At 61.9% G+C, this 15,389-nt stretch carries 12 protein-coding genes; 7 read left to right on the plus strand and 5 right to left on the minus strand.

Going from position 1 to position 15,389, the window contains the following annotated elements:
* The first annotated feature begins 24 nt into the window (after positions 1-24).
* Positions 25-1,209 (plus strand): O-antigen ligase family protein, encoded by a 1,185-nt coding sequence (locus tag OU800_RS02730; RefSeq protein WP_268180995.1) that lies wholly within the window; start codon positions 25-27, stop codon positions 1,207-1,209.
* Here OU800_RS02730 and OU800_RS02735 read toward each other — a convergent pair.
* Positions 1,206-1,820, minus strand: coding sequence for a lipopolysaccharide kinase InaA family protein (locus tag OU800_RS02735; RefSeq protein WP_268180996.1), 615 nt, complete (start codon positions 1,818-1,820; stop codon positions 1,206-1,208). The genes OU800_RS02730 and OU800_RS02735 overlap by 4 nt on opposite strands.
* A 38-nt stretch (positions 1,821-1,858) precedes the next feature.
* On the minus strand, positions 1,859-2,914 hold the full coding sequence (locus OU800_RS02740; RefSeq protein ID WP_268180997.1) for a hypothetical protein: 1,056 nt from the start codon (positions 2,912-2,914) through the stop codon (positions 1,859-1,861).
* Between the two features lie 266 nt (positions 2,915-3,180).
* On the opposite strand from OU800_RS02740, the gene msbA reads away from it, so the two are divergent.
* From msbA to OU800_RS02770, 6 genes are all read left to right on the plus strand, one after another.
* Positions 3,181-5,010, plus strand: coding sequence for a lipid A export permease/ATP-binding protein MsbA (msbA, locus tag OU800_RS02745; protein WP_268180999.1), 1,830 nt, complete (start codon positions 3,181-3,183; stop codon positions 5,008-5,010).
* Positions 5,010-5,906, plus strand: a complete 897-nt coding sequence (locus OU800_RS02750; RefSeq protein WP_268181000.1) for a GNAT family N-acetyltransferase — start codon at positions 5,010-5,012, stop codon at positions 5,904-5,906. Before msbA ends, OU800_RS02750 begins: the two co-directional genes overlap by 1 nt.
* A 4-nt stretch (positions 5,907-5,910) precedes the next feature.
* Positions 5,911-7,293, plus strand: coding sequence for a PIG-L deacetylase family protein (locus tag OU800_RS02755; protein WP_268181002.1), 1,383 nt, complete (start codon positions 5,911-5,913; stop codon positions 7,291-7,293).
* A 61-nt stretch (positions 7,294-7,354) separates the two neighbouring features.
* Complete coding sequence (hldE, locus tag OU800_RS02760) at positions 7,355-8,776, plus strand: bifunctional D-glycero-beta-D-manno-heptose-7-phosphate kinase/D-glycero-beta-D-manno-heptose 1-phosphate adenylyltransferase HldE (protein WP_268181004.1); 1,422 nt, start codon at positions 7,355-7,357, stop codon at positions 8,774-8,776.
* Positions 8,777-8,920: 144 nt separating this feature from the next.
* Complete coding sequence (locus OU800_RS02765; protein WP_268181005.1) at positions 8,921-10,201, plus strand: acyl-CoA dehydrogenase family protein; 1,281 nt, start codon at positions 8,921-8,923, stop codon at positions 10,199-10,201.
* A 13-nt stretch (positions 10,202-10,214) separates the two neighbouring features.
* Positions 10,215-11,426: an acyl-CoA dehydrogenase family protein gene (locus OU800_RS02770; protein WP_268181007.1), complete on the plus strand. Its 1,212-nt coding sequence runs from the start codon at positions 10,215-10,217 to the stop codon at positions 11,424-11,426.
* Between the two features lie 330 nt (positions 11,427-11,756).
* Here OU800_RS02770 and OU800_RS02775 read toward each other — a convergent pair whose 3' ends face one another.
* The 3 genes from OU800_RS02775 to OU800_RS02785 form a co-directional block, all read right to left on the minus strand.
* Complete coding sequence (locus OU800_RS02775) at positions 11,757-12,476, minus strand: PqiC family protein (protein ID WP_268181009.1); 720 nt, start codon at positions 12,474-12,476, stop codon at positions 11,757-11,759.
* A gap of 164 nt (positions 12,477-12,640) precedes the next feature.
* Complete coding sequence (gene parC, locus OU800_RS02780) at positions 12,641-14,890, minus strand: DNA topoisomerase IV subunit A (RefSeq protein WP_268181011.1); 2,250 nt, start codon at positions 14,888-14,890, stop codon at positions 12,641-12,643.
* Between the two features lie 7 nt (positions 14,891-14,897).
* A complete protein-coding gene (locus OU800_RS02785; protein WP_442964755.1) occupies positions 14,898-15,383 on the minus strand; it encodes a retropepsin-like aspartic protease family protein in 486 nt (161 codons plus the stop codon).
* Between the last annotated feature and the right edge of the window lie 6 nt (positions 15,384-15,389).

Genomic DNA, 15,389 nt, shown 5'->3' on the forward strand with positions numbered 1-15,389 from the left:
TGATTTTGTTGTGGGAACTGGTTGATGTGGCGTGAAAGACTATATGGAGGCTATGTTCGCTACTGGTTGCCAGTGGCGCTCGTGCTGTTTCTAACGGGTATGTTCTGGGTGGGTGATCGCTCTCTGTATCACAAGCTCTATTATGCCTCTCTGGCTTTTCCCACGTTGGTAGTTCTGGCCACCTGTACCGCGCGATTCACATTTTTGCGGCGAGAGCCTCTGTTTTTGTTGGTCTTGATCTTCTCTGCCTACGTTATCCTGTCTCTTGCATGGGCAGTGGGGAAGATCGATTTCTCGAAGATCAAGCATCCGCTTTATATCGTCATGTTGATATTGGCGGTGGCGGCGTTGGCCGAGCACGATATGCGGCGGCTCATTCAAGTCGTTGGTCTTGCCGGTGTCGCTGCTGCATTGTCTGCGGTCATAACCATGATCCTCTATTTCAAGGTTAGTGGGCCGCCATCACGGCTGGAAGGATTCGGGGCGTTGTACAACCCTCTGCTGACCTCGCATGTCTATGGTTTTTTTGCCGCCTTGTGGCTGGCAGCTTTCATGAGTTCTTCAAGGGTATGGGCTGGTAAGTTGATCATGCTCATGACTCTGGTGCTTTTGTTATTTTTTACCGGCTCACGAACACCCTTCATGGCCTTAGGCGTCTGTTTCGTCTGGTTGGTGGTCATGGTTGCGGATCGGCGTATTGTTTGGCTGCTCATGCTTGCTGCCATAAGCACTGGGCTCGGATTATGGTTCTTTGGGGCCGAGTTACTTGCCCGAGGACTTTCTTATCGGCCGCTGATCTGGGCTGAAACCTGGCGCCAGATCATGCCTGCACTCTGGTTTGGCCATGGTTACGATACGAGTATCGACATCTTTGTTCCAGGGCTGAATCGGCTGCTGGCGGATCCACACAACCTGACCTTGGGAGTGATTTACCAAACAGGATTGTTTGGTGGGCTGATGTGGCTAGCGATTTATCTATATGGGTTCTTGCAGTCGTGGAAGATGAGGCGCTCTGGACTGGTGCTGATAAGCTCCACTCTTTTGATGTACGGATTTGTCGCTGGAATGACCGAGGGCTCCTCATTCATGTCGCGACCCAAGGAACACTGGTTCCTGATATGGATACCTATTGCAATCCATCTTGCCGTGTTACGTAAGGTTTCTATTAAGCACAAGGCAACGAAGAAAGAGACTGTGGCTGCTGGTTAAGGAGCCATGACCTTTTCATGTAGCGTCTTGAAGGGGAATTCGGCCATAAGACCTTTGTGCTTTAGATAGCGCTCGAAGTGGGCCAGGTTCCTTCGGGCCTTATGGCGTGAAAGGGGGCGTGACTGAAAACTCAGGTCGGCGATATCGATTAGGCCTAATTGATTGTCCGGTGTCAGCACGATATTGCCCAGATGCATCGAGCGGAAGTAGATACCCATTCGATGCAGCGTTCTAAAAAGCTCAGCGAGTTGCTCCAGGAGAGAGGTGCTGATTCGTTGCTCTCTTTCATACAACGAGCTGAGTGTCGTGCCGGCCAGGGCCCGATAGCGAATGGCAGTCCATCCTGCTTTGGGGAGCTTGAAGAGTTCCAGGGGGACTACCGTTGGTATGCCACGCCGATGGAGCTGTTCAGCATTTCGCCAGAAACGCACCGAGTAGGGCGTCAATAACGCAGAAGACAGGAGGCGCTTGCGCCTGAACAGTTTCAGGTAGTCGCCATTCTCAAGGAGATAGACCTTGGTTCCATAGCTATCCTCTTCAATGCTTCTGGCGTTGGCCACGAGCTTATCGATGATGGCTTGCGATATCGGCTTTACGATGGGCGTGGTCATGTCGGGGGAATACTGCACCTTGGTGCTAGGCGCGCTCTTCAGGCATCAGAGTTCATGGCTGTCGCGCGCAAATTGCCGAGGTGTTGTTTGAGGTCTTGATGAAATTGGCCCGCCAGAGTACGCAAAATCGGCTGGTTCAGCCATAGATTTAAGGTGGCAGCATCGAGTCGGCGGCTCAGGCGTCGCTCTGTATTCTCCAGAGCTTTTTCCCACCATACCGCCGAGCAGGCACGATCAAATTCGTTAGGGTATCGGTAGCAGCCGTAGAGCACTTCTCGCATGAACTGACGCTGCTCTGCCGGTGCAGCCAGAGTGAAGAACTTCTGCAGGCTGCGCAATGGCAATGGTGGGCGAGGCAGGTGCGCCTTGATAGAGGTGCTATCCTTGAGTGCCTGGCTGCTCAATGGCGCCTGACCGTGCTTGTCGTGCCAGGCCATTATCTTGGCTCTGAACTGCGCCTTGCGGCTCCAGTAATGGTGCAGCAAATCTGGACACTCGCGTAGCCGGACCTTCTCATGCGCCGCCAGAGCGAGGCATATCTCCTCAAAGGTATAGACTTCGCCCGCTTCTTCGTGGAGTTCGTCCATCAGTCGTATCGAGTGTTCAAGTATATGAGCATCGGTTTTATGCAGTCCTATCACCCCAGAATTGGTCTGGCGTAGCGATTGGCTCAGGAGCCCTTGCCGCGCGATAGCATCCTTGAATGTCTGCGGATGATCGCTGTCGATGAGGCGCTGACCAATGCTGTTGCACAGCAAATGTCCAGGTCTGATTCGTGTAAAGAGATCGTCGACGCAGTGGTGAAAGAAAGTATCAGTATCTACCAGGGCTGCAATCTCGTGATGACGTAACACCTCGCGCAGCACTGCATGCTTGATGCGAAAGTGGTAACGATGGGGGCCAGCCCATTGCTCATCGATGATCTGCGTTTTCACGGGTAGGCCGACATATCGCTCTGGAGCATCCGTGAAAACTTGTATGTCCCATCCGCGGGTTGAGCTTCGAGATAGTGCAGAGACAAGGCTGAATATGGCCTCGAGCTGATAAATCTCGGCACCAAAGGCGAGGTAGACGAGTTGGGGGCGGTTGTTCATATCGCTCCAGAATTAAGCCGTGTATCCAGGCCGCTACAGGATTTCGTTGCGTAATGCATTGCTTATAGAGCGGGAGTTTTTCGTCTTCCGCCGCTCACGGTGGCAAGATCGTGCATTGTAGTGGCTAAATGATTTCATTTCTGCGTTGCGATGATCCTGACTGCCCGGTGGCTACCAAAACTTCCAAGGGCGTCGTGAGTGTTTAACTCGACAGTGCTGGTACAATCCGCCTCTTGCTAACCCTGCCAGCGCATGAGGCAAGCCGAATGGCCAATTCCAACCAGCAATCCAGTCTGAAGGTGTATCTGCGATTGCTGCGCTACGTGGTTCCTTATTGGGGCCTGTTCACCATCAGTCTCCTTGGCTTCCTGATCTTCGCCTCCACCCAGCCGATGCTGGGCTACATCCTCAAGTACTTCGTCGATGGCCTGTCCAACCCAGAGGCCAGCCTGTTCGCGGGCGTGCCATGGTTGCTGGAGCACGCCCCCTGGCTGGCGCACCTCAAGCTGCTGCAGGCCGTGCCACTGCTGATCGTGCTGATCGCCCTATGGCAGGGCATCGGTTCGTTCCTTGGTAACTACTATCTGGCCAAGGTCTCCATGGGGTTGGTGCAGGATCTGCGTATCGCGCTGTTCAACAACCTGCTGACCCTCCCCAATCGCTACTTCGACAACCACAACTCCGGCCACCTGATCTCGCGTATCACCTATAACGTGACCATGGTCACCGGCGCCGCGACCGATGCCATCAAGGTGGTGGTGCGTGAGGGCATGACGGTGGTATTCCTCTTCGCCACGCTGCTGTGGATGAACTGGAAGCTGACCCTGGTGATGCTGGCGATTCTGCCGATCATCGGCTTGATGGTCACGAGTACCAGCAAGAAATTCCGCAAGCAGAGCAAGAAGATCCAGACCAGCATGGGTGATGTTACCCACGTTACGTCCGAGAGTATCCAGGGTTATCGCGTGGTACGCAGTTTCGGTGGGGAAGACTACGAGAAGCAGCGTTTCTTCGACGCCAGCGAGGAGAACAAGAACAAGCAGTTGAAGATGGTGCGCACCGGTGCGGTGTACACGCCTTCGCTGCAATTGGTGATTTACAGCGCTATGGCTGTGCTGATGTTCCTCGTGCTGTGGCTGCGGGGTGATGCCTCGGCGGGTGATCTGGTGGCCTATATCACCCTGGCCGGCCTGCTGCCCAAGCCGATTCGCCAGTTGTCCGAAGTCAGTTCCACCATCCAGAAGGGCCTTGCTGGTGCCGAGAGCATTTTCGAGCAGCTCGATGAAGCGCCTGAAGTGGATAACGGTACTCAGGAACGCGAGCGCATCAATGGCCGACTGGAGGTGCGGGATCTGAGCTTCAGCTATCCCGGTTCGGAAAAGCCGGTGCTGAACGATATTTCCTTCGTCGCCGAGCCAGGGCAGATGGTGGCGCTGGTCGGTCGTTCCGGCAGCGGCAAGTCGACACTGGCCAACCTGATCCCGCGTTTCTACCACCATGAGCAGGGGCAGATCCTGCTCGATGGCGTGGATGTCGAGGATTACACCCTGCGTAACTTGCGCCGCCATATCGCCCTGGTGACTCAACACGTCACGCTGTTCAATGACAGCGTGCGCAACAATATCGCCTACGGCGACCTGGCTGATGCGCCGCTCGAAGCCGTGCAGCAGGCTGCCGCCGATGCCTATGCCGCCGAGTTCATCGAGAGGATGCCGCAGGGCTACGACACCCTGGTGGGCGAGAACGGCGTGTTGCTCTCCGGCGGTCAACGCCAGCGTCTGGCCATTGCCCGCGCGCTGCTCAAGGATGCGCCCGTACTGATTCTCGACGAAGCTACTTCGGCACTGGATACCGAGTCCGAGCGGCATATCCAGGCGGCGCTGGATCAGGTGATGCAGGGGCGTACCACGCTGGTGATCGCGCACCGCCTGACCACCATCGAGAAAGCCGATCTGATCCTGGTGATGGATCAGGGGCAGATCGTCGAGCGAGGCAACCATGCCGAACTGCTGGCGCAGAACGGCTACTATGCGCGGCTGCATGCCAAGCAGTTCGAGGAAGGCGACGAGTCCATCGTGGTCGAGCAGGACGCCTGATGCTGAGTCGTCTGCAATGCTGGCGTGAGCGTGGCTGGGTGCCGATATCCGCCAGCGACTATGCCGAGGCCTGGGCGCGTTTCGGTGGCAGCGTCGCCACTCATCCCGAGGTGGTTGCGCGCCTGGCTGACCTGGCCGCTATCCCGGTGCGCTACCTGGGTTGGCAAGTTGATGGCGAGCTGCAAGCTGCGATCCCGACCTGGGGGCGGCACCTGGCCCTGTCCAAGGATGTGCTCAAGCAGCAGGGCAAGCGTGGCCTGTTCGACCTGGGCAATGCCGAGATCATCCTGCCGCTTTCCGCCGAGGTACGTGTGCCGCTGCGCCATCGCGCCCGCTATCTCTCCGAACTCAATGCTGCCCAGCTCATGGGTACCCGCGAGCAGCCCGAGGGGCTGGCATTGGCCCGCGAGCCGGAGCAGTACAGCAAGAAGTTTCGCTACAACCAGCGCCGCGAACAGCGCTTGCTGGAAGAGGTAGGCGGGGTGATCCGGCCGATGCTGGAACTGGCGCCCGAGGAGCAGGCGCGCATCTACGCCGATCTGTTCCAACGTCGCTGGGGCTTCGAGGCCACTGGCAAGGCGTATCTGGCCGAGGTGTTCGGCCGTCTACGCGAGTTCATGACCGGCTCGCTGATCTATCTGAACGATGAGCCGGTGGCGATCCAGGTGCTCTATCGGGTCGAGGCGCCGCAATGGATCAGCCTGGAGTACATCAACGGCGGGGTCGACCCACAGCAGCGCGAATTCAGCCCCGGCAGCGTGCTCAGCTTCGTCAACACCCAGAGCGAATGGGCGCACGCCCGGGCGCTGGGCAAGCCGCTGCGCTATTCCTTCGGCCGGGCCGACCGCGAATACAAGGACCGCTGGTGCAACCGGGTGCCGGTCTATCAGGTGTGAGCACATGAACGGACGCAAGCAACAACTGCTCAAGCGCCACCGGCGCAACAAGCGCATCGCTCTGCTGTTGGCCCTGCTGGTGCTGGTGGCGCTGGGTGTGCTCGTTGCCTGGTGGCTGCCGCCGTTGCTCCTGGTACTGGGCTGGGTGGCGCATGAGGCCTGGTTCGCCGACCACCTGTTCTATTCGCCGCGCGACGATTACCGCTACGACTTCTCCGATGACTGCCTCAGCCTGCCGGCGCGTATCGAGCAGGGGGTGCTGCAGGTCGAGGCCGAGTTGGATGGCTACGACACCCTGATTCTCGAACTGCGGCTCAAGGCCACCTGGCTGGGGCGCTGGCTCGACCCGCATGTGCGTATCGGTGAGGATCGGCAGGATTTCGAGCGCGGTGTAGACGGGCGGCGTTACCTCAATCTGTCCGGGCAGCAGGCCAATGGTTTGCGCATCGTGCCGCGTTTCTGCCGCATCCATGGCGACTTGCGCCTGCATGCCATGCACAATCCTGATTTCGCCGCGCAGCGCATGCTGATCATCGCGCCGCATGCCGACGATGCCGAGCTGGCGGCCTTTGGTCAGTACAGCCGCTCGTCCGAGACGGCCATCGTCACCCTCACTCAGGGTGAGATCGAGGCCGAGCATTACCAGCGTCTGGGCCTGGACAAGGCCGCTGCCGCCCGTCTGAAAGGCCGGCTGCGCGCCTGGGACAGCCTGGCCGCGCCGCTCTGGGGTGGCGTATCGCAGCAATGCTGTGTGCAACTGGGCTATTACTGTCTGCAACTGCCAGCCATGGCTGAGCAGCCGCAAACCGCATTTGGCTCCCGAGAGTCGGGCGAGTGCGATGTGCGTAACGTGCGTCGCCACAATCCCCTGAGCCTGCCGGCCGATGCCGACGGACTGCCGACCTGGGACAACCTGATCGCCGACCTGGCCGCCGTGATCGAGCATTACCGCCCCGAGGTGCTGGTGACGCCGCACCCGCAGCTCGACCCGCACCACGACCATGTCGCCAGCACCCGTGCCCTGCTCGAGGCTTGTGAACGCAGCGGCTGGCAGCCGCAGACCCTGTTGCTCTACGCCAATCACCTGCATGACAACGACCGCTGGCCCATGGGCCCGGCGGGCTGTGGCATCGCTCTGCCGCCGGCGCTCACGCCTTTGCCGGCTGATCGCCTGTGGAGCCCGACGTTGGATGCCGAGCGGCAACTGGACAAGGCCATGGCGCTGGGGCTGCAGCATGATCTGCAAGGCCCCTTGCCACTGAAGAAGCGCCTGCGTCGGTTGATCCAGTTTGCCTTGGCCGGGCGTCGCTGGCCTGCCACCGGCGAGGACGAGTTCTTCCGCAAGGCGGTGCGTCGCCATGAGCTGTTCTGGGTGCGGCCACTCTGAGCCGTGCGTCACATGCCCCATGCTATGATTTTTCCCGTTTTTCTCCCTTTCTGGAGCTGCCATGAAACTGACCATGCCCCGCTATGACCAAGCCGCCGTTCTGGTGGTGGGCGACGTGATGCTCGATCGCTACTGGCATGGCGGCACTTCGCGGATTTCCCCGGAGGCGCCGGTGCCCGTGGTTCGTGTCGACCAGATCGAGGATCGTCCCGGTGGTGCCGCCAACGTCGCCCTGAACATCGCCGCGCTCGGTGCCCGTGCCCTGCTGGTGGGTGTCACCGGTGAAGACGAGGCGGCCGCAAGCCTCAGCGACAGCCTGCGTGGTGCGGGTGTGGAAAGCCACTTCCAGCGCCTCGACGACCAGCCCACCATCGTCAAGCTGCGGGTGATGAGCCGTCACCAGCAACTGCTGCGCATGGACTTCGAGGAGCCCTTCGCCACCGATACCGCCGCTCTGGCGCGTGAGGTCGAGACCTTGCTCGACGGGGTCAAGGTGCTGGTGCTGTCGGACTACGGCAAGGGCGCACTGCAGAATCACCAGGTGCTGATCCAGGCGGCGCGCAGCAAGGGCATCGCAGTGCTGGCCGACCCCAAGGGCAAGGATTTCTCCATTTACCGTGGTGCCAGCCTGATCACCCCCAACCTGCACGAATTCGAGCTCATCGTCGGTGGTTGCGCCGACGAAGCCGAGCTGGTCAGCAAGGGTGCCAAGCTGATGACCGATCTCGAGCTGGGCGCGCTGCTGGTGACCCGTGGCGAGCACGGCATGACCCTGCTGCGCCCGCAGCACGCGCCGTTGCATTTGCCGGCGCGTGCCCGTGAAGTGTTCGATGTCACCGGCGCCGGTGATACGGTGATCTCCACCCTGGCGGCTTCCATTGCGGCTGGCGAGGAACTGCCGAACGCCGTGGCCCTGGCCAACCTGGCGGCCGGTATCGTGGTAGGCAAGCTGGGCACGGCGGCCATCAGCGCGCCGGAGCTGCGCCGCGCGGTACAGCGTGAGGAGGGCTCCGAGCGCGGCGTTTTGAGCCTGGATCAGCTCCTCATCGCCATCGAGGATGCGCGTGCCCATGGCGAGAAGATCGTCTTCACCAATGGCTGCTTCGACATTCTCCATGCCGGCCATGTCACCTATCTGGAACAGGCCCGTGCCCAGGGTGATCGCCTGATCGTGGCGATCAACGACGATGCCTCGGTCAGCCGCCTGAAAGGCCCGGGTCGCCCGATCAACGCCGTCGACCGGCGTATGGCGGTGCTCGCCGGCCTGGGCGCGGTGGACTGGGTAGTGAGTTTCGGCGAAGACACCCCTGAGCGCCTGCTCAAGCAGGTGCAGCCGGACGTGCTGGTCAAGGGCGGCGACTATGGCATCGACCAGGTGGTCGGCGCCGATATCGTCCAGGCCTATGGCGGCGAAGTGCGGGTGCTCGGCTTGGTGGAGAACAGCTCCACTACTGCCATCGTCGAGAAAATTCGCAGCAAATGACGTGCTCGGCGAGCGTGGTGCCAGCCATGCTCGCCGAGTGCAGGCCTTGACCGGGCTGACGCGAACTCACGTCTGGAGAGTCATAGGCGCTCCTTGATCGGCAGCGCATCATCGATGGCATCACCCCGCGAGGAGCGAGATGCCATGAGTGTCGATGTACAGGGTCCTGCCCTGAGCGTATTGAGCAAGGTGGCCCAGGCTGACTGGCCGGATCGCCTCAACCTGCGCAAACCCTTCGAGAAATTCATCTATACCGGCAGCCGTGCCAGCTTCCGCATGATGGCCGAGCGTTCGGCCAGCAAGCCGCGCAGCGATCGGCCGCGTACCGACGACCTGTTCGACCTGTCGCTTTCCGAAGAGCAGCAGATGCTGGTGGACATGCTCCAAGGCTTTGCCCTGGAGGTGCTGCGCCCGGCTGCCCATGAAGCCGATGCCCAGGCCCTGGTGCCGGCGGCATTGCTCAACCAGGCCAGCGAACTGGGCCTGGCCTTCTATGGCGTCGGCGAGGCGCAGGGGGGAATGGCCGGTGAGCGTACCGTGCTGAGCAATGCGCTGATCACCGAGAGCCTGGCGCAAGGTGATTTCTCTCTGGCAGCCGCGCTGCTGTTGCCGCTCTCGGCGGCCAACTGCATCCGTCGCTGGGGTTCGCCGGCACAACAGGCCGAGTGGTTGCCGGCATTCGTTGGCGAAACCGGAGCCCCGGCCTATGCCTTGGCGGTGACCGAGCCAGCCATGCTGGCTGATCCCAAGTCGCCGGCTACCCGTGCCCGCAAACGTGGCAAGCATTACATCCTCGATGGCGAGAAGGCCTTGGTGCTCGGTGGTTTGCAGGCCAGCCGTATGATCGTTGCGGCCAAGGCGAGCGATGGGCCGGCACTTTTCGTGGTCGAGGCCTCGAGCAAGGGTGTGAGCCGCCGCGCCGAACCAGCCATGGGACTCAAGGCCTGTGGCCTGGCGCGCATCCAGTTGAAAGGCGTGAAGGTTCCGGCCAGCCAGCGCCTGGCAGGCGCGGATTTCAATTTTCAGGCTTTCCTCGATTACTCGGCGTTGGCCTTCTGCGCGCTGGCGGTGGGCACCGGGCAGGCGGCGCTGGATTACGTGGTGCCTTACTGCAACGAGCGTCAGGCCTTCGGTGAGCCGATCAGTCATCGCCAGGGCGTGGCCTTCATGATTGCCGACATCGCCATCGAGCTGGAGTCCATGCGCATGCTGCTCTGGCGCGCTTGTGCACTGGCCGAGAGCGGCAAGCCGTTTCATCGCGAGGCCTATCTGGCGCGCCTGTTATGCGCGGAAAAGGCGATGAAAATCGGCTGCGATGCGGTGCAACTGCTCGGCGGTCATGGTTTCACTCAAGAACATCCGGTCGAGCGCTGGTACCGAGATTTGCGCAGTGTCGCCGTGCTCGCCGGCGGTCTGCACCTTTGAAAGGAATACCTTCATGAATCTGGAAACACCGAAGAAATTCCGTGGCCTGCAGAACCAGGCTCATCAGGTCGCCGAGCGTTACCTGCGACCCATCTCGCGCAAGTACGACAAGGCCGAGCACGCCTATCCCAAGGAGCTGGACATGCTCGCCGCGCTGCTCGACGGCATGAACGAGGGCTCGCCCGATGCCGTCGGCGCCGGCTCGGCCAGCAAGCGCGGGGCATCCCGTGAACAGTATGAGGGCGTGCGCAACGGCGGCAACATGGCGGCGCTGCTCGGCGTGATGGAGCTGTGCTGGGGCGATGTCGGTCTGCTCCTGGCCATGCCGCGCCAGGGCTTGGGCAACGCGGCCATCGCCGCCGTGGCCAACGATGAACAACTGGCCCGCTTCGGCAAGACCTGGGCGGCCATGGCCATCACCGAGCCGAGCTGCGGTTCGGACTCGGCGGCGATTCGCACCACGGCGGTCAAGGACGGTGATCATTACGTGATCAATGGCGAGAAGATCTACGTCACCTCCGGCGAGCGTGCTGATGCCGTGGTGGTCTGGGCCAGCCTCGACCGCAGCCTGGGGCGGGCGGCGATCAAGTCCTTCGTGGTGGAGAAGGGCACGCCGGGCATGACCGTCACCCGTCTGGAGAAGAAGCTCGGCATCAAGGCCTCCGATACCGCCTCGATCAGTTTCAGCGACTGCCGGGTGCCGGCTGCCAACCTGCTCGGCAATGCCGAAGTGGATGTGCAGAAAGGCTTTGCCGGGGTCATGGAAACCTTCGACAACACCCGACCGCTGGTCGCCGGTATGGCCGTGGGCGTGGCCAAGGCGGCGCTGGATCGTACCCGTACGCTGCTGCGCAAGGCGGGTATGCGCCTGGATTACAACAAGCCGCTATTGAGCGTCAGTCACGCCGAAGCCACCCTCTATCGCCTCGAGGCCGAGTGGGAGGCTGCGCGCCTGCTCACCCTCAAGGCCGCCTGGATGGCCGACAACAAGTTGCCCAACTCCAAGGAGGCGTCCATGGCCAAGGCCAAGGCCGGTCGCGTGGCCAGTGAGGTGACGCTCAAGTGCGTGGAACTGGCGGGGGCCATGGGTTATGGCGAGGACGAACTGCTGGAGAAATGGTCGCGTGACTCGAAGATCCTCGACATCTTCGAGGGCACCCAGCAGATCCAGTTGCTGATCGTCGCTCGTCGCCTGCTGGGCAAGGGATCCAGCGAACTGAAGTAAAGGCTGTCACGGAAAACAAAACGCCGCGTGCCCTTTCGGAGCGCGGCGTTTTCGTTAGCAGGCTGTTGAAAAACTACCTCGGCTTTGGCTTCCTGCGTCGCTCTACCTCATGCATCCATGCAGTCGTGCGTTGGCAATACTGCGTTAAAAACAGCCTCGCGTGCGAGCCCAGTCAAAATGCTCATTTACAGCACGTAAACTGCGCTTTTTCGGCTGTTTGATTCGCTGGCGCTCACCCTTCGGGCCAGCCTTTGGCTGTTACTCCCGTTGGTCGTTGCGCCTTGTCTTGGCTGCCTCGCCTACGTTTTTCAACGGCCTGTTAGAAGCCGTTTAGAAGCGGAACACTTCCGTATCGATCCTGATCGGCTCCGCTACCGGGATGCGCGGCACCGCAGGGGGGGCTTGCACATCGCTCTTGGTCGATGGCGCCTTCTTGCGCGCCGGTGGTGCGGGGGGCTCGGCCAGGGCCACGACCGGCTGGATGGCGGTTGCCAGCTCCGCGGCCAGGCGCTGCAGCACCACGCTCTGCGCCTTGACCTGCTCGCCCAGGCTGCCGTCGTGCTTCTCTTCCAGGTGGATCAGGCGGCTGTCGCGCAGTTGCCCGCGACGATCGAGCAGTCGCCACTGGGCCTCGAGCACGGCCGGCTGGTTGGGGCCGGAGTCGAGACGGGTGATGTTCAGCATCACCTGAGCGTCGGCGCTGAAACCGGGTGCCGGGGCCAGCACCAGACGCTGGCTGTTCAGACGCCAGGCGAGCTGGCGCAGCAGTTGTTGGTCGATGTCATTGGCCAGGCCGCTGGCCCAGCGCGCATTCGGCGCGGCCACCAGGCTGCCATCGGCCTGACGCTGCAACAGATTGCCGTTGCGCAGATAGTCAGCGACGCTGACTGGGCCAACCAGAACCGCGACGCCGTTCTGTTGGGTCGGTGCCACGGCTTCGCCGGCATCGAGTTGATAGAGCGGAACCGGCTTGGGCTGCAGCAGGCTGCAACCACCCAAGCTCAGTAATGTGGTCAAAAGTAGAGCCAGTGGGCGTACTACGGTCATCATAAGATCCCCGCAGCCATGAGGAGGCTGCGTATCAAGAGCATGTCGTGCCGATGGGCGGCCAGAGAAAGGGCCCGAGCGGCGTATCATCCGTCAAACCGCGTCACGACTCCAGTCCCTGTCTGCCAGCCGGTCAGCGCCAAAGCGCTGACGGCTGCTTCTTCAGGTCATTCCACCAGCAGTTGATCGACGCGCTGGAAGCCGCGCGGCAGCTTGTTGCCACGCCGGCCACGCTCGAACTTGTAGTGCTCCAGGTCTTCTGGTTTGAGGGTGTAGGGGCGTTTGCCGGCGTGTAGTACCAGTCGGGCATCGGGTGGCAACACCACGAGATCGACCACGTATTCTTCATGCGCCGCGGCGCGGTCGGAGGGAATACTGATGATCTTGTTGCCCTTACCCTTGCCTAGCTGTGGCAGGTCGCGTACGGGGAACAGCAACAGCCGGCCTTCGGACGTCACCACTGCCAGCCAGTCTTCTTCCAGCTTGCTCACGGGCTTGGGCGCTATCACTCGGGCGCCATTGGGCAATGTGAGCAGCGCCTTGCCGGCCTTGTTCTTGGCCTGCAGATCCTCACCCTTGACCACGAAGCCGTAACCGGCGTCCGAGGCGATCACGTACAGGGCATTGTCCTCGGGCAGCAGCACGCACTCGAAGCTGACCCCAGGCGGTGGTGTCAGGCGGCCGGTGAGCGGCTCGCCCTGGCCACGGGCCGACGGCAGCGAATGGGCCGCCAGCGAGTAGCTGCGCCCGCTGGAGTCGATGAACACGGCGTACTGGTTCGAGCGCCCGGGCGCGGCCGCCTTGAAGCCGTCGCCGGCCTTGTAGGACAGGCCCGTGGCGTCGATGTCATGACCCTTGGCGCAACGCACCCAGCCCTTCTCCGAGAGCACCACGGTGACCGGCTCAGTGGGCATCAGCTCGGTTTCCGACAGGGCCTTGGCTTCGGCGCGTTCGACCAGCGGCGAGCGGCGTGCATCGCCGTACTTCTCGGCATCTTCGAGGATTTCCTTGCGCACCAGCTTCTTCAGCTTGGCTTCGCTGCCGAGCAGGGCCAGGAGCTTTTCGCGTTCCTTGGCCAGTTCGTCCTGCTCGCCGCGGATCTTCATTTCTTCCAGGCGGGCCAGTTGGCGCAGGCGAGTGTCGAGGATGTAGTCGGCCTGTAAATCGGTGAGGCCGAAGCGCTCCATCAGCACCGGCTTGGGATGATCCTCGCTGCGGATGATGCGGATGACTTCGTCGAGGTTGAGGAAGGCGATCAGCAAGCCTTCCAACAGGTGCAGGCGCTTCTCCACCTTGTCCAGGCGGAACTGCAGGCGGCGGCGCACGGTGCCGACGCGGTACTGCAGCCACTCGGTCAGCAGCGTGCGCAGATCCTTGACCTGCGGCTTGCCGTCGAGGCCGATGACGTTGGTGTTGACCCGATAGCTGGACTCCAGATCGGTGGTGGCGAACAGGTGGGTCATCAGCTCTTCGGCATCGACCCGGTTGGAGCGCGGGATGATGACGATGCGGCAGGGGTTCTCGTGGTCGGACTCGTCGCGCAGGTCGGCCACCATCGGCAGCTTCTTGGCCTGCATCTGCGCGGCGATCTGCTCCAGCACCTTGGCCCCGGACACCTGATGGGGCAGGGCGGTAACGACGATATCGCCATCCTCGACGCGGTACACGGCGCGCATGCGCACCGAGCCGCGGCCGGTCTGGTAGATCTTCAGCAGGTCGGCCTTGGGCGTGATGATCTCCGCCTCGGTGGGGAAGTCCGGGCCGGGTACGTGTTCGGTGAGCTGTTCCACCGTGGCGCCCGGCTCGTCCAGCAGGCGCACGCAGGCGGCGGCGACTTCGCGCAGGTTGTGCGGCGGCACGTCGGTGGCCATGCCCACGGCGATGCCGGTGGTGCCATTGAGCAGCAGGTTGGGCAGGCGCGCGGGCAGGGTGGCCGGCTCGTTCATGGTGCCGTCGAAGTTCGGCACCCAGTCGACGGTGCCCTGGCCCAGTTCATCGAGCAGCAGCTCCGAGTAGCGCGACAGGCGCGCCTCGGTGTAACGCATGGCGGCGAAGGATTTGGGATCGTCCGGCGCACCCCAGTTGCCCTGGCCGTCCACCAGGGTGTAGCGATAGCTGAACGGCTGCGCCATCAGCACCATGGCTTCGTAGCAGGCGCTGTCGCCGTGCGGGTGGTACTTACCGAGTACGTCACCGACGGTGCGCGCCGACTTCTTGTGCTTGGCGTCGGCGTCCAGACCCAGCTCGCTCATGGCATAGACGATGCGCCGCTGCACCGGCTTGAGACCGTCGCCGATATGCGGCAGGGCGCGATCCATGATCACATACATGGAGTAGTTCAGGTAGGCCTGTTCGGTGAAATCGGCCAGCGACCGACGCTCCACGCCTTCCAGGCTCAAATCGAGGGATTCGCTCATGCGGGCCTCATTGCAGGGTTGATTGGCGCAGCACCAGGGTGCCGCCCTTCTGAGTGAATTCGAGTTGTTTCAGGGCGCTCATGCCCAGCAGTACTTCGTCACCGTCCATGCCGGGGGCGATCAGCGCGGCCACGTCGTGCAGGAGGATGTCACCCAGGCGCAGGTTGTCCAGGCGCGTGCGGTGCCCTGTGGTGCGGCCATTGGCGGTGCTCAGGGTGATCGGCGCACCGCGCTTGAGGCCGAGCCTGCGCGCCAGCGTCTCGGGAATGGCCACGGCGGTGGCGCCTGTATCGAGCAGGAAGGTCACCGGCTGGTCATTGATCTGCCCGTCCAGCAGGTAATGGCCCTGGCGGTTGCCGGCCAGGCTGACTTCCACGTAGCCCTGGCCATGTACCGAATGCGGCACCTGGTTGGGGTTGCGCTGGCGCTCTTCCCAGTCGCCGAAGAAATGCGTTGCCAACAGCAGGCCGGCGCCCCAGGCGAGCACCCACATTACTCG

This window comes from Pseudomonas sp. GOM7, assembly GCF_026723825.1.
Lineage (GTDB): Bacteria > Pseudomonadota > Gammaproteobacteria > Pseudomonadales > Pseudomonadaceae > Aquipseudomonas.

Coding starts and splice junctions, on each gene's coding strand:
- OU800_RS02755 (WP_268181002.1), top strand. CDS start 5,911: ATGAACGGACGCAAGCAACAACTGCTCAAGCGCCACCGGCGCAACAAG.
- OU800_RS02735 (WP_268180996.1), bottom strand. CDS start 1,820: ATGACCACGCCCATCGTAAAGCCGATATCGCAAGCCATCATCGATAAG.
- OU800_RS02770 (WP_268181007.1), top strand. CDS start 10,215: ATGAATCTGGAAACACCGAAGAAATTCCGTGGCCTGCAGAACCAGGCT.
- OU800_RS02765 (WP_268181005.1), top strand. CDS start 8,921: ATGAGTGTCGATGTACAGGGTCCTGCCCTGAGCGTATTGAGCAAGGTG.
- hldE (WP_268181004.1), top strand. CDS start 7,355: ATGAAACTGACCATGCCCCGCTATGACCAAGCCGCCGTTCTGGTGGTG.
- OU800_RS02775 (WP_268181009.1), bottom strand. CDS start 12,476: ATGATGACCGTAGTACGCCCACTGGCTCTACTTTTGACCACATTACTG.
- OU800_RS02740 (WP_268180997.1), bottom strand. CDS start 2,914: ATGAACAACCGCCCCCAACTCGTCTACCTCGCCTTTGGTGCCGAGATT.
- OU800_RS02730 (WP_268180995.1), top strand. CDS start 25: ATGTGGCGTGAAAGACTATATGGAGGCTATGTTCGCTACTGGTTGCCA.
- parC (WP_268181011.1), bottom strand. CDS start 14,890: ATGAGCGAATCCCTCGATTTGAGCCTGGAAGGCGTGGAGCGTCGGTCG.
- msbA (WP_268180999.1), top strand. CDS start 3,181: ATGGCCAATTCCAACCAGCAATCCAGTCTGAAGGTGTATCTGCGATTG.
- OU800_RS02750 (WP_268181000.1), top strand. CDS start 5,010: ATGCTGAGTCGTCTGCAATGCTGGCGTGAGCGTGGCTGGGTGCCGATA.
- OU800_RS02785 (WP_442964755.1), bottom strand. CDS start 15,383: ATGTGGGTGCTCGCCTGGGGCGCCGGCCTGCTGTTGGCAACGCATTTC.